This window comes from Caballeronia sp. SEWSISQ10-4 2, assembly GCF_030464885.1.
Taxonomy (GTDB): domain Bacteria; phylum Pseudomonadota; class Gammaproteobacteria; order Burkholderiales; family Burkholderiaceae; genus Caballeronia.
This window is the reverse complement of sequence record NZ_JALPRJ010000127.1, coordinates 1-16,176: the sequence shown is the minus strand read 5'-3', so window position 1 is coordinate 16,176 and position 16,176 is coordinate 1. Positions and strand designations below refer to the sequence as shown.

The 16,176-nt window shown below is 60.8% G+C and carries 17 protein-coding genes and 1 pseudogene; 11 read left to right on the top strand and 7 right to left on the bottom strand.

Going from position 1 to position 16,176, the window contains the following annotated elements; genetic code table 11:
• Positions 1 to 284 precede the first annotated feature (284 nt).
• The 6 genes from M0D69_RS40790 (at position 285) to M0D69_RS40765 (ending at position 5,248) form a co-directional block, all read left to right on the top strand.
• The gene (locus M0D69_RS40790; RefSeq protein WP_301787474.1) at positions 285 to 1,217 is read left to right on the top strand and encodes a TauD/TfdA family dioxygenase; all 933 of its coding nucleotides are present in this window, start codon (positions 285 to 287) and stop codon (positions 1,215 to 1,217) included.
• A 61-nt stretch (positions 1,218 to 1,278) separates the two neighbouring features.
• Entirely contained in the window at positions 1,279 to 2,346 is a 1,068-nt protein-coding gene (locus tag M0D69_RS40785) for an ABC transporter substrate-binding protein (protein WP_301787473.1), read from the top strand.
• Positions 2,347 to 2,374: 28 nt separating this feature from the next.
• On the top strand, positions 2,375 to 3,211 hold the full coding sequence (locus tag M0D69_RS40780) for an ABC transporter permease (protein WP_301787472.1): 837 nt from the start codon (positions 2,375 to 2,377) through the stop codon (positions 3,209 to 3,211).
• 12 nt (positions 3,212 to 3,223) lie between these two features.
• A complete protein-coding gene (locus M0D69_RS40775; protein WP_301787471.1) occupies positions 3,224 to 4,039 on the top strand; it encodes an ABC transporter permease in 816 nt (271 codons plus the stop codon).
• Positions 4,040 to 4,077: 38 nt separating this feature from the next.
• Positions 4,078 to 4,869 carry an ABC transporter ATP-binding protein gene (locus tag M0D69_RS40770; protein WP_301787470.1) on the top strand — a complete coding sequence of 264 codons (792 nt, stop codon included), beginning with the start codon at positions 4,078 to 4,080 and terminating at the stop codon, positions 4,867 to 4,869.
• A gap of 163 nt (positions 4,870 to 5,032) precedes the next feature.
• Positions 5,033 to 5,248, top strand: a complete 216-nt coding sequence (locus M0D69_RS40765; RefSeq protein WP_047845937.1) for a hypothetical protein — start codon at positions 5,033 to 5,035, stop codon at positions 5,246 to 5,248.
• A 54-nt stretch (positions 5,249 to 5,302) separates the two neighbouring features.
• Here M0D69_RS40765 and M0D69_RS40760 read toward each other — a convergent pair whose 3' ends face one another.
• The gene (locus M0D69_RS40760) at positions 5,303 to 6,250 is read right to left on the bottom strand and encodes a TauD/TfdA family dioxygenase (RefSeq protein WP_301787469.1); all 948 of its coding nucleotides are present in this window, start codon (positions 6,248 to 6,250) and stop codon (positions 5,303 to 5,305) included.
• A 190-nt stretch (positions 6,251 to 6,440) separates the two neighbouring features.
• On the opposite strand from M0D69_RS40760, the gene M0D69_RS40755 reads away from it, so the two are divergent.
• From M0D69_RS40755 to M0D69_RS40740, 4 genes are all read left to right on the top strand, one after another.
• A complete protein-coding gene (locus tag M0D69_RS40755) occupies positions 6,441 to 7,232 on the top strand; it encodes an SDR family NAD(P)-dependent oxidoreductase (RefSeq protein ID WP_301787468.1) in 792 nt (263 codons plus the stop codon).
• A 105-nt stretch (positions 7,233 to 7,337) separates the two neighbouring features.
• Entirely contained in the window at positions 7,338 to 8,153 is an 816-nt protein-coding gene (locus tag M0D69_RS40750; protein WP_301787467.1) for a MetQ/NlpA family ABC transporter substrate-binding protein, read from the top strand.
• 134 nt (positions 8,154 to 8,287) lie between these two features.
• Positions 8,288 to 9,142: a CmcJ/NvfI family oxidoreductase gene (locus M0D69_RS40745; protein WP_301787466.1), complete on the top strand. Its 855-nt coding sequence runs from the start codon at positions 8,288 to 8,290 to the stop codon at positions 9,140 to 9,142.
• Between the two features lie 144 nt (positions 9,143 to 9,286).
• Positions 9,287 to 10,090, top strand: coding sequence for a MetQ/NlpA family ABC transporter substrate-binding protein (locus M0D69_RS40740; protein ID WP_301787465.1), 804 nt, complete (start codon positions 9,287 to 9,289; stop codon positions 10,088 to 10,090).
• 128 nt (positions 10,091 to 10,218) lie between these two features.
• Here the strand turns inward: M0D69_RS40740 and M0D69_RS40735 are convergent, their stop codons facing one another.
• From M0D69_RS40735 to M0D69_RS40710, 6 genes and pseudogenes are all read right to left on the bottom strand, one after another.
• Positions 10,219 to 10,434, bottom strand: a complete 216-nt coding sequence (locus M0D69_RS40735) for a molybdopterin-binding protein (protein WP_031357267.1) — start codon at positions 10,432 to 10,434, stop codon at positions 10,219 to 10,221.
• A gap of 83 nt (positions 10,435 to 10,517) precedes the next feature.
• Positions 10,518 to 11,285, bottom strand: coding sequence for an ATP-binding cassette domain-containing protein (locus M0D69_RS40730; RefSeq protein ID WP_301787475.1), 768 nt, complete (start codon positions 11,283 to 11,285; stop codon positions 10,518 to 10,520).
• Between the two features lie 59 nt (positions 11,286 to 11,344).
• Positions 11,345 to 12,139 (bottom strand): aliphatic sulfonate ABC transporter permease SsuC, encoded by a 795-nt coding sequence (ssuC, locus tag M0D69_RS40725; protein WP_301787464.1) that lies wholly within the window; start codon positions 12,137 to 12,139, stop codon positions 11,345 to 11,347.
• Between the two features lie 12 nt (positions 12,140 to 12,151).
• The gene (ssuD, locus tag M0D69_RS40720; protein WP_301787463.1) at positions 12,152 to 13,300 is read right to left on the bottom strand and encodes an FMNH2-dependent alkanesulfonate monooxygenase; all 1,149 of its coding nucleotides are present in this window, start codon (positions 13,298 to 13,300) and stop codon (positions 12,152 to 12,154) included.
• A 207-nt stretch (positions 13,301 to 13,507) separates the two neighbouring features.
• Positions 13,508 to 14,539, bottom strand: coding sequence for a sulfonate ABC transporter substrate-binding protein (locus M0D69_RS40715; RefSeq protein WP_301787462.1), 1,032 nt, complete (start codon positions 14,537 to 14,539; stop codon positions 13,508 to 13,510).
• Positions 14,540 to 14,583: 44 nt separating this feature from the next.
• Positions 14,584 to 14,748, bottom strand: a pseudogene (locus tag M0D69_RS40710) (cytochrome c); the annotation flags it as partial.
• Positions 14,749 to 14,973: 225 nt separating this feature from the next.
• On the opposite strand from M0D69_RS40710, the gene M0D69_RS40705 reads away from it, so the two are divergent.
• Entirely contained in the window at positions 14,974 to 16,002 is a 1,029-nt protein-coding gene (locus tag M0D69_RS40705) for a S1C family serine protease (protein WP_301787461.1), read from the top strand.
• The last annotated feature ends 174 nt before the right edge of the window (positions 16,003 to 16,176 follow it).

The following is a 16,176-nucleotide window of genomic DNA, read 5'->3' as shown; positions in this document are numbered from 1 at the left end:
CGTTCAACGCGCATGCCCGCTGAGCCGCATTACCCACTGAGTTTTCAAAAGAGCCGTATATCTGAGGCTTAAATCCATTGAGCCCCCGTACCAAGTCCTTATTAAGCCCACGTTCCGTTAAACGTCCCTCATAAACGACGCACGTCAGGTGTGTAAAGCAAAGTCCAATCGCTTCGTTGCCGCGTTCGCGGGCGAATGCTTCAATTTATTGCCACTTCAATTTTCTGCCTGCGCCAGCCGCGCGAACGTCCAGATACCACCCAACAATTCCCAAGGAGCACTCGATGACCCTCATCGCCACGCCTGCCGTTGCCGCCGAACCCTCCCTTGCGCTGGACCTCGACGTCCACCCAGTGGGCGGCCGGATCGGCGCCGAGATCCGGGGCGTGCGCCTCGGGCCGGATCTGGACGACTCGACCATTTCAGCCATCAACGCCGCGCTGCTGCGGCATAAGGCAATCTTCTTTCGCGGCCAGTCGCATCTGGACGATGCCGCGCAGGAAGCGTTCGCCAGCCGCTTCGGCGAAACGGTCGCGCATCCGACGGTGCCATCGGTTGCCGGCAGCAGCCATCTGCTGGAACTCGACTCGAAGAGCGGCACGCGCGCCAATTCGTGGCATACGGACGTGACCTTCGTGGAAGCCTATCCAAAGATTTCAATTCTGCGCGGCGTGGTAATTCCGCCCGCTGGCGGCGATACGGTCTGGGCCAACACTGCAGAGGCCTACAAACGCCTGCCTGCCCCGCTACGCGCCCTTGCGGACTCCCTGTGGGCCATTCATACGAATACCTACGACTACGCGGCCAACCGCAGCGCACCCGCCACCGACGCCGAACTCGCGTACCGCGAACAGTTCACTTCGACGGTCTATGAAACCGAGCACCCAGTCGTGCGTGTGCACCCCGAAACGGGCGAACGCAGTCTCGTGCTGGGTCATTTCGTGCAACGTTTCATCGGCTTGTCGCAACGCGATTCGGACCGGCTGAAAGAGCTCTTCCACGACCACGTGACGCGCCTCGAAAACACGGTGCGCTGGCGCTGGACGCAGGGTGACGTGGCCATCTGGGACAACCGGGCGACGCAGCACTACGCGGTAGCGGACTACGACGAAAGCGCGCGCCGCGTGGTACGGCGCGCAACGGTGCACGGCGACGTGCCGGTGGGTATCGACGGCCGTCGCAGCCGCGCCTTGCGAGGCGCGCCCGCGCTGAACTGACGCCGCTCCGGCAGCGTTGATAGCGACGCTGCCTTTCCCCTCCCCATTCCTTGCCAATTCAATGACACCGCGATCCCTTCTGCATTCCCTCATCGTCACGTTGGGCATCATTACCGCCACGAGCGTCCTGGCCGCCGCACCCGCGGTCGTCCGGATCGGCGTGGCGACGCAAGGATATGGCGATCCGCCCGTGTTCGGCGGCTCGCCGGCCGCGACCGCCCAGTTGCAGCATCGCGTGGAAGATGCGTTCAAGTCCGACGGCATCAAAGTGGAATGGCTGTTCTTCAAGGGTGCGGGACCAGCGGTCAACGAGGCCCTGGCGAACCGCCAGATCGACTTCGCCTATCAAGGCGATCTGCCAGCCGTACTCGGCCGTGCCAATGGGCTCAAAACGAAGTTGCTGATCGAATCGAACGTGCGCACCGGCGTCTACCTGGCCGTGCCGCCCGACTCCGACATCAAGAGCGTCAAGGACCTAAAGGGCAAGCGCGTCGCCATCTTTCGCGGTACGAACTTGCAACTCGTAGCCGACAACGTGCTGAAAGCGAATGGCCTCTCCGAACGCGATCTGCACGTGATCAATCTCGACGATGCCGCGTCGCAAGCAGCGCTCGCATCAAAAGGCGTGGACGCTGTGTTCCTCGACTTCAAGTTGTTCAAGCTGCAGCGCCAGGGCCTCGCGAAGATCATCTATGCGTCGCGAGACGGCGGCTTGCAATACACGCGGCAGGCACACCTGCTGGTCCTCGATGACTTCGAGCAAAGCCATCCCGATGTCGTACAGAAAGTGGTGACGTCAGTCGTGCAGGCGGCGCAATGGTCGTCGGAAGAAGCGAACCGCGGGACGCTGTTCGCACTGTGGGCGAAGAGCGGCGTGCCGGTGGAGTCGTGGGAATCAGAGTACGCGAATCAGCCGCTCAAAGACCGCAGTTCGCCGCTTATCGATCCGTTCATCGTGGCCCGCTATCAGGCCGTTGCCGACGACGCGTTGCGTCTGACCCTGATCCGCCAGCCCGTCAGCGTGAACGGCTGGTTCGAACCGAAGTATCTCGATCAGGCCTTGAAGACACTGAAGCTGGAAAACTACTGGCTGCGTTTCGATCCGTCCGGCAAGCCGCTTGCATCGTGAACATCTGAATTCTCAGGAGAATCCGGTCATGGCGAACAACATCGCTCGCACTTTGTCTCCCAGCCGCCAGGCGTCGCTCGACGGTGGGCACGGTCACGCTGCGAGCGTCGCGCGCTCGATCGGCTGGATTGCGTTGCCCTGGCTCGTGCCCGTGGCCTGTGCCGTGTTGTGGGTGCTCGGCTCGCACTACGGCTGGATCTCGGCGCAAATCCTGCCGTCTCCCATCCTCGTCTTCGATACCCTCGGCAGCCTCGCCAGCAGCGGCGAACTCTGGATGCATGTCAGTGCGAGCTTGTCGCGTATCGCGGTCGGATTCACGGGTGGTGTCGTGCTCGGGTTGTTGCTTGGCAGCTTGCTGGGACTGTCGCGCACAGCCGAGGCTTACATCCTTCCCAGCTTCAATGCCGTGATGCAGGTGCCAGTGCTGGGCTGGTTGCCGTTCCTCATGATTGTGGTGGGGATCGGCGAGCCACTGAAGTATTTGCTGATCGGACACGCCGCACTGGTCCCGGTGACGTTGAGCACACTGCAGGGATTCCGCCGGACACCGCCAGCCTATCTCGACGCCGCGCGTGTCTTTCGTTACTCACGCCGCCAGACGATCTTCAACGTGATCCTGCCGTCGGCCGTGCCGGTGATCGGCACCGGTATTCGCCTTGCATTCACCAAGGCATGGCTCACGCTGGTCGTGGTCGAACTGGTGGCTTCGTCGGAAGGGCTCGGTTATCTGATCGTGTACGGACGCCAGTTGTTCCAGCTCGATCTGGTGCTTGCATCAGTGTTGATCGTCGGTGGGATCGGGTATGTGGCGGACCGCTCGCTTACCGCACTCGAACACAAGTTGTCGCCCGCGCGGCTGGCCTGAAGGAGCATCGATATGGCCACACCTTCTCTTGAACTCGAAACCGGCTCCGGCGCTATTGCCGGGTCGGGTGAACCGGGCAAAGCCGGACGCTGGCGCGGCTGGGTTATTCCGCTTGCTGCACTGCTGTTCTGGTGGTTCGTCTCGCGTCACGTTGTTGCCGGGCACGGCATGATGACGTCGCCCGCTCAGGTGCTTCATACCGCCATCAATCAGGCGAGAACCAGCGCGTTGTGGCGCGCGCTCTCGGCGTCGCTTGCCCGTGAACTGACAGGCTTCACGCTCGGTGCAAGCCTTGGTCTCGTGCTAGGTGCGTTGCTCGGTGTCTCTCCCTTCGCGAACCGGCTGATCGGTCCAAGCTTCAATGCATACAAGCAAGTCTCGTTGTTTGCATGGATACCGCTGATCTCCGTGTGGTTCGGTCTCGGCGATGTGGCAAAAGTCGTGTTCCTCTCGCTCGCCGCACTGGTGCCCGTGGTCGCGCATACAAGCGACGGCATCCGCGCGGTCTCTCCCGCGCTGCTCGATGTTGCCCGTGTGTTCCGCTACAGCAAGTTGCAGACCGTCCGATACGTCGTCCTGCCCGCCGCGTTGCCGTCCATCTTCACCGGCATCTATCTCGCGCTGATCTATTCGTGGCTCGCCACGCTCGGCGCCGAGTATCTGCTGGTTGCGGGCAGTGGCATCGGCAACATGCTGGTCGACGGCAGCGAACAGTTCCGGATGGATCTCGTGGTGCTTGGCGTTATTGTGATCGGCGTCACCGGCTGGGCGTTGAATGCGCTGGCCCGCGCCATCCAGCAACGCTGGTTCAGCGATCCGGCGGCTTGATTCCGCAGTGCTCATTTTTATAAAGAGTCCCTATCATCATGGCAACTGTCCCGGTTTCCCGAACAAGTGAGCTCAACCTGCATCACGTCAGCAAGCGATTTTCCGGCGACGATCACGCCTTGCCCGTGCTGGATCGCATCGATCTGTCGGTGAAAAGCGGCGAGTTCGTGGCCATTGTCGGCGCGAGCGGTTGCGGCAAGTCCACGTTGCTGCGCCTGATCGCGGGCCTCGACGACCAGTTCGACGGCGATATCGAATTCGGCGGCGAACGCGTTCGTACCACCGACCTCGCGCGCGGTATCGTGTTCCAAGATCACAGGCTGTTTCCGTGGCTCAATGTCGAGCAGAACATTGCGGTCGCGTTGAAGAACTCCCGGCGCAGCAAGGAAGAGAAACGCCGTGCGGTCGCCGAGCATATCACGCTGGTCGGTTTGAAGGGTTATGAAGGGCATCATCCGCATCAGCTTTCAGGCGGCATGGCGCAGCGTGTGGCAATCGCCCGCGGGCTCGTCAATCGGCCGAAGCTCTTGCTGCTCGACGAACCGTTCGGCGCGCTCGACGCGCTCACGCGCAGCCGTCTTCAGAGTGAGTTGCGACGCATCTGGGAACACGAGCAGATCACGATGATCATGGTGACCCATGACGTTGACGAAGCCGTGTTCCTTGCCGACCGAGTGGTGGTCATGCAGGCGCGGCCGGGGCGAATTGGCAAGGTGGTGAAGGTTGGGTTGCAACGGCCGCGCAGCCGCAGCGACGCCGCATTCGTCCGCTTGCGCGACGAGATACTCGCGGACTTCAGCGTGCCGCACGACGAGGCTGCGGTGGCTTGACCACAACGTTCTTCGGCGCGAAATCTTCACAACGTTTGCTTCTTTCCAATCCCCGACTACGGCGGGTTTGCTTCTGCCAAATGCTTGTTTCCCTTGTCTTGCAAGGCTCGCTAATCTGGGGCACATGCGTTCCACTGCATCGTGTACCGGAGGTAAAACGAACATGCACTACAAGGGTTATGAAGTTGCTCCCGCCGCACAGCCGCTGCCCAGCGGATTGTTCGCTGCTAATCTCGTGATTCAAGACGAAAAGTCGCTGCAAAAACGCGCTTATGTATTCGACGCGCTCGACTACTTCTTCGAATCCGATCTAGCCATTGCATATGCTGCTCGCTGGGCTCGCATGTGGATCGATAACCGGCGGTTGCCGCGCGCCTGACGTTGTTGGGCCGCCCTCACGATGACAGGCGGCGTCCTTCTTCAGGAACTGGTCTTAATTCAACGCAACGGCCGCCGCCGTGTTCACCGGTGATCCTTCCAGCGCTACCGAGGCACGTCCGTCCGGTCCTACCGGCACATCGCCGACCAGCGTCGTCCGATACAGTTGCCGATCGAATTCCAGGTCGAAGATATCCGAAGGCGCCAGGTGCGCAGTCGACCGGTTGTCCCAGAACGCAATGCTGCCCGGTTCCCATTTGAACCGTACTGTGAACTCGGGACGCGTCACGTGCTCCCACAGCAATTCAAGGATCGCCTGACTTTCACGCGGCGTTACACCAACAATGTGCTTAAGGAAACTCGGGCTGACATACAGCGCCTGCTCGCCGGTTTCGGGATGCACGCGCACCAGCGGATGTTCAGTGACAAGCGCCCGCTGTTGCACGGCTTGCTGGAACGCGTCGGTGGCGCTTGCGCCCGCGGGAGGTGTGAATCGATGCACGCCGCGCAGGCCATCGACGAAATCGCGCAGCGGCGCCGAGAGTTTTTCATACGCAGCGACAAGGCTTGTCCATTGTGTATCGCCGCCATAAGGCGGGATGGTCACGCCGCGCAGGATCGACGCAAACGGCGGGTTAACGGCAGCTGTCACGTCAGTGTGCCAGCCGGTCCACGGACGCAACAGCGCTTGACCTTCGAAGCGCGTCGCCTTGCGATACTTGGAGATGGAGTAGATCTCGGGATGCCCTTCAACGTGCCCGAACACCGGATGCCCTAGCGTGAGCTCGCCGAACTGCGCTGAGAACGCCACGTGCTGGGCATGCGTCAGGAACTGCTCGCGGAAGAAAATCACACGCCACTTCAGCAAGGCCGCACGAATCTGCGCGACCTGATGAGACTCGAGTGGCTGCGATAGATCGACGCCGCTGATTTCCGCGCCGATAAACGCCGACAGCGGCGTGACCTGGACCGACTCGAAAGTGCTTGCTGCGGCTGCATTCATGACATGTCTCCTAGTTTGAGGTCAACTACATTACGGCCGCCCCGTAGTGCCCTCAACCAATCGATGCGCATATGCAAAGCACACCGGACGCAAAAGATGGCCGAAGACTAGAATAAATCTCGCAGCTTCGAATAACGTTATCGCGTTTTCTTCCTTCCCAATCACGAGGAGCCGGTCTAACTTCGTCGCCATGAACTCAACCATCCAGTCATCTACCAATCTCCCGCATGAACAAGCACCGGTCGCGTGGATCGCCGGTGTGGGCGCCAGCGCGGGACTCGGCGCAGCAGTCGCCCGGCGCTTCGCGCAAGGCGGCTTTACCGTCGCCCTCACAGGACGCACGGCAGAGCGTGTGGAAACCATCGCCGCGGAGATTCGCGCCGCCGGCGGCATAGCCCACGCATTGCCCGGCGATATCTCGAACGAAGCGAGCGTAGCGGAGCTTGCCGATCGCGTGCGCGAACTCGGTCCTTTAACGGCAGCCGTGTTCAACGCAGGCAACGCAAGCCGTGCGCCGACGCTCGAACTCACTGCCGCCCAGTTCGAGCAAGCGTGGCGCACCGGCGTGCTCGGCGGTTTCCTGTTTGCCCAGGCAGCACTGCGCCGCATCTTGAACAATGGCCTCAGTGCCGCGGGCTCGACCGGGCGCGGCACGCTGCTGTTCACTGGAGCGACGGCCGCGTTGCGCGGCAAGCCGCCCTTCGCGGCGTTCGCGGCCTCGAAGGCTGCGTTGCGCTCGCTGAGCCAGACCCTCGCCCGCGAGTTCGGGTCCGAAGGCATACATGTAGCGCATATCGTGATCGATGGGGGTATCGACGGCGAGCGTCTTCGCCAATCCGCACCGCAACGCGTGCAGCAGGCCGGCGACGATGGTTTGCTGCAGGCAAGCGCGATAGCGGAGAGTTATTGGCAACTGCACCTTCAGCATAAAAGCGCATGGACGCAGGAACTCGATCTGCGTCCGTTCAAAGAAACGTTCTGACCAGCGAACCGCGCGTTGACGTGTAGAAACGTCGCGCGCGGTTCGCTGCAGCTTCACCGGCAAACGCTCTTTGCCGTCCTTTATTTTCTTTTGCCTATCCCCCTCATGCCGACGCTTCCATTCCTGTTCGCATTCGCGCTTTGCGCTGCACTCGCTCCATTCAGCGCCCGCGCTACCGATGCAAACGAATTGCGCATCGGCTTCGTGCCCGGCCCTTATGCCGATGAATTCAAGGCCGGTGTCGAACCTCAATTACGTCAGAAGGGTTATGCGATCAAGTACGTGGAATTCAGCACGGGGCTTGAAGCGAACCAGGCGGTGTATCGAGGGGAAATCGCAGCCGATGTCATGCAGCATGAGGTCTATCTGAAGTCCTACAACGACCGCAATGGAACGGATCTGGTGGGTGTCGTGCAAGTACCCACGCCGCCGATGGGTCTTTATTCGAAGAAGCATCACGCGCTGACGGAAGTGAAGGCTGGAGCGAAGGTGGCGGTGCCGAACGATCCGGTCAACCTGGAACGCGCACTCAAGATCCTGCAGCGGATCGGCTGGATCAAGCTTCGTCCGAACAGCAATCCCGTCGACGTCACCGAGCGTGATGTGATTGCGAATCTGGCCGGCATCAAGATCGTTCCGCTTGAATCGGCACAAGCGCCGCGCGCGCTCGACGACGTCGATTTCGCCGCCATCCAGGGCAACTTCGCGATCTTCAGTGGCTACAAACTTAGCGACGCGCTCGCCCTCGAGCAGATGACACCGCCGTATATCAACCAGGTCGTGGTCAGGGTTGCTAACAAGACGGCGCGCAGCACGCAGGACATCGTCGATGCGTACAAGTCACCGGTTTTTCAGCAGGTCATCCTGAACAATCGCTTCTACGACGGCTTCCGTCTTCCCGAATACTTCGCCAGCAAGTAGGGGTATCGTCGCCCTGGAATCGCGCTGCTCAAGGAGCTTGCCCGAGCGAATAACCTTATGGAATTTTATTCGTTCAGCTTCGAGGCAGGCGGGTATAGCGTTGAAAGTCCTGACTTCCAGGCCGAGGAACGACTATGAGCACCGTATTCGAAGAACGTCCGCGTGCAGGAACGCTGCAAGCGGTCGAAGCTGAACTCAACTATCTACGTGCTGGCGAAGGCCGGCCGGTGAGCTACACATTTGAACCACCGCCGGGCGTACCCTGGACCTCCGGCACGCTCGAAGCTCGACGCGTGACAATCCGCGATGCTCGCCCGCTCGCTGCCGCGGGAGAGTTATCGCTTGATAGAAGCGGCTTCGAACGCATCGCGCACACAAGCGCGCTGACGGACTTCACGGACGACGCCGCCATCCGCTCGATCTACTACAGCGAATCCGAGCAGGTTTTGCTCAAGGCGACCGGCGCAGAGAAGGTTGTCGTCTTCGATCACACCCTGCGCGACAGCTTGAACGGCTCGCGTGCAACGGCATCTTTGCGCGAGCCCGTACGACGCGTGCATAACGACCAGACGTTCGTCTCGGGACCGCGTCGCGTGCGTGACCATCTGTCTGCCGGCGAAGCCGCTCAGCGCCTCAAGCATCGCTTTGCGATCATCAATCTATGGCGTCCGCTCGACGTGGTGGAGCAACTACCGCTCGCCCTCTGCGACGCCCGCTCGATAGCGGCCAGCGACCTGGTGCCCGGCGATCTCGTGTACAGGGACAAGGTCGGCGAGACCTTTTCGTTCACGTATAACCCTGCGCATCGCTGGTATTACTTCACCAAGCTACGGCCCGACGAAGCGTTGCTGCTGAAGATCTACGATTCACGCGACGACGGCACTGCCCGCCTCACCGCGCACACGGCCTTTGAAGATCCGACTACGCCCGAAGGCGCCGCACCGCGCAGAAGCATCGAATTGCGGGCGCTGGTTTTCTGGAAGGACTGAAGCCGAACGACGAGTTAATGTCCGGTGCATGCACCGGACATTAACTAAGCTTTCAGATTTGCATAAACACATGAAAACAGATTCGTTAGGTTAGCGCGCAAGGCATGAGACGATGCGCGCCTTCCAACCAGAAAGAGTTTCAACATGCATCGTAGAACCGTTATTGCAAGTCTCGCCTTCGCCGCACTCGGCGCTGTATCCGGCGTCGCCCACGCGGAAGACGCCCCGCTGCGGATCGGCACCATGAGCGGTCCCGACGCGCAGATCTGGACCGAAGTATCCAAGGTCGCGGCGCATGAGGGCCTCAAGATCAAGGTGATCGAATTCAACGATTACATCCAGCCCAACGCCGCACTCGATGCCGGCGATCTCGATGCAAACGGCTTCCAGCACCAGCCGTTTCTCGACAGCCAGATCAAGCAGCGCGGCTACAAGATCGTGAACGTGGGCCTGACCTACGTCGCACCTATGGGCTTTTATTCGAAGAAGATCAAATCGCTGAAAGACCTGCCTCAAGGGGCGAAGGTCGGCATTCAGAACGACCCGTCGAACGGGAATCGTGCGCTGTTGCTGCTGCGGAAAAACGGCATCATCAAGTTGAAGGCGGGTGCGGGTAAAGATGGCGTGAACGCAACGCCGCTCGATGTGATCGAGAACCCGAAGGGCATCAAGCTGATCGAACTCGACTCGGCTCAATTGCCGCGTTCGCTGGACGATCTTGCTGCCGCATCGATCAATACGGACTACGCGGTGAAAGCCGGTCTGTCACCTACGAAAGACGCGATTGCTATCGAAGACCTGAAGGGTCCTTACGCCAACCTGATCGCCGTTCGCGCGCAGGATCGTAACAAACCCTGGGTCAAGAAACTGGTGGCGGCGTATGAGTCGCCGGACGTGAAGAATTTCATCGACACGCAGTTCAAAGGCTCGATCATTCCGGCGTTCTGACCGGGACTTGCCGCGCCGCGAGGCGAACCGTATTCGAGCTTTTACTGGTTCACGCTCGCGGCAGTTTTTATTAGTCAAGTCTTGGGGCGGTCGCGGCCTAGGCCCGCTTCTGCTCCTTCAGCACAGTATCAAAGCCTCGCAATCGAGACCTCGGTCGACTTCACGAACGCAATGACTTCGCTACCGACCTTCAGTTCGAGCTCATCAATCGAACGTGTGGTGATCACCGAAGTGACAATGCCATAAGGCGTTTCTACATCGACTTCCGAGACCACCGAGCCGCGAATGATCTCCTTGATGTGGCCTTTGAACTGATTACGCACGTTGATTGCCGTGATGCCCATGATGATGCTCCGTATTGAGTGAATAGTGCCGGGGCCAGTCGACAGCGGCAATGAGTGAATTGATACAACGACACCTAGCTCGGCTATGCTCCATGCCTCAGCACGCGCGACAACACCTGTTCCTCCAGCACCGCGAAACCTTCAGCCGTACGCAAACGCGGGCGTTGCAGCGCGATAGCGGCATCAAAGGAAATCCTCCCTTCTTCAATCAATACAATCCGCTCACCCAGCGCCACGGCTTCCTGCACGTCATGCGTTACCAGCAGCGCAGTGAAGCGATGCTCGCGCCACAAGCGTTCGATCAGCGCGTGCATTTCGATCCGCGTCAATGCATCGAGCGCGCCTAGCGGCTCATCCAGCAGCAGCAGATCCGGCCGATGCACGAGCGCACGCGCGAGTGCCACGCGTTGCCGCTGACCGCCGGACAATTGCGCAGGCCAGTCGTCTTCGCGTGCGCTCAAACCCACTTCGGCCAGCGTCGCGCGAGCGTCGTCACGCGACGAACGCGGCAGGCCGAGCATCACGTTTTGCAGCACGCTTTTCCACGGCAGCAGGCGTGCGTCCTGGAACATGATGCGGGTCTCCAGGGCGCTGGCTCCCGCCGCTGCGTTGCGCTGCACGACACCGCCGGTCGCTTTTTCAAGGCCCGCGATCAGGCGCAGCAACGTGGACTTTCCGCAGCCGCTGCGTCCGACTATGGATACGAAACTACCGCGCTCGATGGTGAAATCGAAGTTCGACAGCACCTTGCGTTCGCCGAAATGTTTATCGACGCCTTGCAGTGCGACAGCCATGTCAGTGGGACCCACGCGCGGCGCAGGCGCTGCCGGTACGCGTTCGCGCGTGGCGATTTCCGGCTCGTCGCCGTCCAGCACGACGTTGCCCGATGCATACGATGAATAACTCAAGGTCACGGTTTTGCTCCCTTCTGATACGCAGGATGCCAACGCAGCGTTGCCCGTTCGATCGACTTCGCGAGCATGTCCGCGAGCTTGCCGAGCAGCGCATAAAGCAGGATGCCGACTACAACCACATCGGTCTGCAGGAACTCGCGCGCGTTCATCGTCATATAGCCGATACCCGATTGCGCCGAGATGGTTTCCGCCACGATCAGCATCACCCACATCAACCCGAACGCAAAACGCACACCCACGAGAATGGACGGCAATGCCCCCGGTAAAATCACATCGCGATACAGCGCGAAGCCCGAGAGTCCGTAGCTGCGAGCCATCTCGATCAGGTCTGCATCGACGGAACGAATGCCGTGATACGTGTTCGTATAGACCGGGAAAAACACGCCGAGCGCGACCAGGAAAAGCTTCGCTTCCTCGCCGATGCCGAACCACAGGATCACCAGCGGAATCATGGCGAGCGCTGGGATATTGCGAATCATCTGCACGGTCGAATCGAGGGCGATCTCAGCCGGCTTGAACAGTCCTGTTCCAAGCCCGAGCACGAAACCGATCCCGCCGCCGATTGCAAAACCCGTCAACGCACGCCATGCGCTGACCTTCACGTTCGCCCACATGTCGCCCGACTGGATCAGCTCCCACGCGGCTTTTACAACGGCCAGCGGCTCGGGCAGCACACGCGACGACAAACCGCCCGTGCGCGCCGCCAGCTCCCATGCGAGCAGGATCAAGATGGGCACGAGCCACGGTTCAGCCTGCACACCCGCGCGGCGAAAAAACGGAACTGCGTTCATCGGACCTCCGGTTCAACTTTGCGAAGCACGCGGCAAATACGACGTGCCGACAATTTCACCGAACGGTCCCGACAACGGACCCGACGTCCGCTCTTTCTGTTCGCGCGGCAGCAGCGGGAACACAAGTTCGGCGAAGCGGTACGACTCTTCAAGGTGCGGATAGCCGGACAGAATGAAGGTGTCGATACCCAGCGCCGCATATTCCTTCATCAAGCCCGCGACCTGTTCCGGATTGCCCACCAGCGCCGTGCCTGCACCGCCACGCACGAGGCCGACGCCGGCCCACAGATGCGGATAGACCTCAAGCTTGTCGCGCTGACCGCCATGCAACGCCGCCATGCGCCGCTGGCCTTCCGAATCCATCTTTGCAAACGATGCCTGTGCGCGCCGGATGGTTTCGTCGTCGAGCTTGCTGATGAGTCTGTCGGCATCGGCCCATGCTTCCTGCTCCGTCTCGCGCACGATCACGTGCAGGCGAATGCCGAACTTGATCTTGCGGCCCTTATCGGCTGCGCGGCGACGGATATCGGCCAGCTTCTTTTCGACTTCGGCAGGCGGTTCGCCCCACGTCAGATAGGTGTCGATATGATCGGCCGCGATCTCGTGCGCCGCGGGTGACGAGCCGCCGAACCACAGCGGCGGATGCGCCTTCTGTACCGGCGGATAAAGCACCTTGCCGCCCTTGGAACTCAGGTGCTTGCCGTCGAAATCGATCGAACCGTTTTCATGTGAGGACTCGAGCAGACCGCGCCAGATACGCAGGAATTCATCGGTGACTTCGTAGCGGGTGTCGTGGTCGTTGAACACACCGTCACCGGCTAGTTCGACCGGGTCGCCGCCCGTCACCACGTTGATCAGCAGACGGCCGCCGGAGAGGCGATCGAACGTGGACGCCATGCGCGCGGACAACGCCGGCGATGTCAGGCCGGGACGAATCGCGACGAGGAACTTGAGCCGCCTGGTCGCGGGAATCAGGCTCGATGCAACCACCCATGCGTCTTCGCAGGACCGGCCCGTAGGCAGCAAGACGCCTTCGTAGCCGAGCGTATCGGCTGCGACGGCGATCTGGCGGAAGTAGTCGTAATCAGCGGCGCGCGCGCCTTGCGTCGTGCCGAGATAACGGCTGTCTCCGTGGGTCGGAATGAACCAGAAAACATTCATCGAGGGCTCCTGCCTTGCTTATTTAAGTTCAAGTGTCGATTGGGGAATCAGGTGGGCCGAGGCGAAGAAATAGCTCGTACGCCCATGACCCACGTTAGTTGATTCATCTTAGCGATGCCGACTTTGCGCATGAACGATTTATTTGAGCTAAGGTTCTCGCCAATTCTGCTTACGCGTCTCTAGCGACGCAGGAGCGCAGCGCTTGCGTTAGGCGACGTTCCAGCGCGCATCGGTAACCGCCAGCTTCTTCGGAATCAGCTTCAGGTCAGTGAAGGTATCGGCGATTTGTTGCTGGTACGCGAGGGTCTCCGCCGTGATCGGATGCACGCCGTAGCCTGTGCGTTTCAATGCGCGTTCGAGCGTCGGCTGGTCGAGCCCGACCAGCGGCGACAGAAGCTTCGCGACATCCGACACGTTGTCGCGGCCCCATTGATCGACGCGGTCGAGCTCCTCCAGCAACGCGCGCACGAGTTGCGGCTGGGCGGTCGCGAATTGACGTGTTGCAAGGTAATACTGCGTGTTGCGCACCAGACCGGTGCCGTCCGTAATCACACGCGCATTCGCCTGACGTTCAACGGCCGCGAGATAGGGGTCCCAGATCACCCACGCATCGACACTGCCCTGCACGAACGCCGCCCGTGCATCGGCGGGAGCGAGATAAACCGGGTGGATGTCCAAATACGAAAGTCCGGCTTTCTTAAGCGCCTCCACCAACAGGTAATGAACATTCGAGCCCTTGTTCAACGCCACTTTCTTGCCGCGCAGATCCTCCACCTTGCGGATCGCTGAATCGTTCGGCACGACGATCGCTTCGCCTTGCGGTGCAGGCGGTTCGTTGCCCACATAAACGAAATCCACGCCCGCGGCTTGCGCGAAGATCGGTGGCGTTTCGCCTACGGTGCCGGCATCGACTGCGCCCGCGTTGAGTCCTTCGAGCAGTTGCGGTCCGGCTGGAAATTCGAGCCATTGCACGGTGATGCCCTGCGCGGCGAGCCGCTTGTCGAGCGTGCCGCGCGCCTTCAGAACCACGAAGTTGCCGTACTTCTGATAACCGATGCGGAACGTTTTGACCGGCCCTTCCGCGCGTGCTGTCTGGCTCGCCAGCAACGCGGCACCGCCGGTCAAAACGGTGCTTGCTCCCGCGCTCAACGCGGCAATTTTGAGTAGCGCACGCCGCCGCGACGGAACCGTTGGTTGCGGTAACGTTTCGTCTGCGGGTGCTCGATGGTGGTCGGACATACGTTGTTCCTTCAATAAAAATTGAGGCGTTGCACCAGTGACGATCAGAGCCGCCCGGGTCGTGGATCCGGTACGAAGCCGTCACGGTTTGGCATCTTTACTTTGGGTAGCGATTGCGCGTCGAGCCGCGTATCGGATGGTACGAAACCGTTCTGATTCGACAGGAACGCGCTCACCGTCTAGACCTCATCGACGGACAAGGACGCCGGCGGCCGGGTGAAGGCGAGGATTTATGGGAGCTCATCGTTTAGCTACGGCTGAATGGAAAGCAGCCGACCATGTTAGCAACGCGCGCGTCCTGCACTAAACGATCAATCGTGATATCCATTGCAGCGGAAATGCTGAGGCAGCCGTGCGCTTCCAGCCGCGTGGAGCGGACTTGAAATTGCGCCGGTTATCCCGCATCTCATCATCCATTTATCCGGAGCTCGATCATGGGAAGCCGTCCCCAATTCATCGATGACCTCTCACGCGGTCCCGCCGAACCCGCCCTCGCAAGCCCGCTCGGCGACGACGCCCTTCTTGACGCTTATTCCCAAACCGTCATCAGCGCGCTCGAGCGGGTGCAGCAGGCGGTTGCCTTTATCTCGGTCGAACGGCGTTTGCCGGGCGACAAAAACGGCCGCGGTGCGCGCGGCGGCACCGGTTCGGGTTTCCTCTTCACGCCCGACGGTTATCTGCTGACGAATAGCCATGTCGTGCATGGCGCGACGCATATCCGCGTGACGCTTGCGGACGGCGCGAAATTCGACGCCGATCTCGTCGGCGACGATCCGGACAGCGACCTCGCGGTGCTGCGCATCGGCTCGGCCGACGCGTTGCCGCACGTCGAGCTGGGTGAATCCGGCAAGCTGCGTGTCGGGCAGATCGCCATCGCCGTGGGGAACCCTCTCGGCCTTGCGCAGACGGTCACGACCGGCGTGGTCTCGGCGCTCGGACGGTCGCTGCGGTCCAACTCCGGACGCATGATTTACGATGTCATCCAGACCGACGCCGCGCTGAATCCCGGCAACTCGGGCGGCCCGCTGATTAACTCGGCGGGTCACGTGATTGGTGTGAATACCGCGATCATTGCCGGTGCGCAGGCGATCTCGTTCGCGACGGCCATCGATACCGCCAAGTGGGTCATCATGCAGCTCTTCGCGCATGGTCGCGTGCGGCGTGCGTACATCGGCGTGGCTGGCACGACGTCGCCTATCTCACGGCGCGTGCAGCGTTATTTCGACCTGCCGGCGGCGAGCGGCGTGCATGTGATGGAGGTCGTGAAGGCGAGCCCGGCTGCGCTTGGCGGATTGCGTACCGACGATAGAATCGTTGCCGTCGATACGCTCGCGGTGGATAGCGTTGATAGCTTGCAGCGCGCGCTGGATGTTTCGCGGATCGACCGGGCGGTGAAGGTCACGGTGTTGCGCGGTTCGCAAAAGCTGGAGCTGGAGGTGACGCCGGTTGAACAGGCTGGATGAAGCTGAAGTGGTCGGGGGGTAGATGGGGGTTTTGGGGCTAGTGGTCGGGGGGGATGCCGGGGTGGTGCTCTCGGCCGTGGTGGTCTGCGTGAGTTAGGGGGGTGTATTTTTTATCACTTTTAGCCACTGTGCGTGGCGGCACTTCATTTCTTTTTCCAACACAACGGCGAAAAA

Bases quoted from the DNA above. Each gene is read 5' to 3' on its own strand.
- M0D69_RS40775 (WP_301787471.1), top strand. From the start codon at position 3,224: ATGGCCACACCTTCTCTTGAACTCGAAACCGGCTCCGGCGCTATTGCC.
- M0D69_RS40740 (WP_301787465.1), top strand. From the start codon at position 9,287: ATGCATCGTAGAACCGTTATTGCAAGTCTCGCCTTCGCCGCACTCGGC.
- M0D69_RS40755 (WP_301787468.1), top strand. From the start codon at position 6,441: ATGAACTCAACCATCCAGTCATCTACCAATCTCCCGCATGAACAAGCA.
- ssuD (WP_301787463.1), bottom strand. From the start codon at position 13,300: ATGAATGTTTTCTGGTTCATTCCGACCCACGGAGACAGCCGTTATCTC.
- M0D69_RS40785 (WP_301787473.1), top strand. From the start codon at position 1,279: ATGACACCGCGATCCCTTCTGCATTCCCTCATCGTCACGTTGGGCATC.
- M0D69_RS40770 (WP_301787470.1), top strand. From the start codon at position 4,078: ATGGCAACTGTCCCGGTTTCCCGAACAAGTGAGCTCAACCTGCATCAC.
- M0D69_RS40780 (WP_301787472.1), top strand. From the start codon at position 2,375: ATGGCGAACAACATCGCTCGCACTTTGTCTCCCAGCCGCCAGGCGTCG.
- M0D69_RS40760 (WP_301787469.1), bottom strand. From the start codon at position 6,250: ATGAATGCAGCCGCAGCAAGCACTTTCGAGTCGGTCCAGGTCACGCCG.
- M0D69_RS40735 (WP_031357267.1), bottom strand. From the start codon at position 10,434: ATGGGCATCACGGCAATCAACGTGCGTAATCAGTTCAAAGGCCACATC.
- M0D69_RS40745 (WP_301787466.1), top strand. From the start codon at position 8,288: ATGAGCACCGTATTCGAAGAACGTCCGCGTGCAGGAACGCTGCAAGCG.
- M0D69_RS40790 (WP_301787474.1), top strand. From the start codon at position 285: ATGACCCTCATCGCCACGCCTGCCGTTGCCGCCGAACCCTCCCTTGCG.
- M0D69_RS40705 (WP_301787461.1), top strand. From the start codon at position 14,974: ATGGGAAGCCGTCCCCAATTCATCGATGACCTCTCACGCGGTCCCGCC.
- ssuC (WP_301787464.1), bottom strand. From the start codon at position 12,139: ATGAACGCAGTTCCGTTTTTTCGCCGCGCGGGTGTGCAGGCTGAACCG.
- M0D69_RS40750 (WP_301787467.1), top strand. From the start codon at position 7,338: ATGCCGACGCTTCCATTCCTGTTCGCATTCGCGCTTTGCGCTGCACTC.
- M0D69_RS40765 (WP_047845937.1), top strand. From the start codon at position 5,033: ATGCACTACAAGGGTTATGAAGTTGCTCCCGCCGCACAGCCGCTGCCC.
- M0D69_RS40715 (WP_301787462.1), bottom strand. From the start codon at position 14,539: ATGTCCGACCACCATCGAGCACCCGCAGACGAAACGTTACCGCAACCA.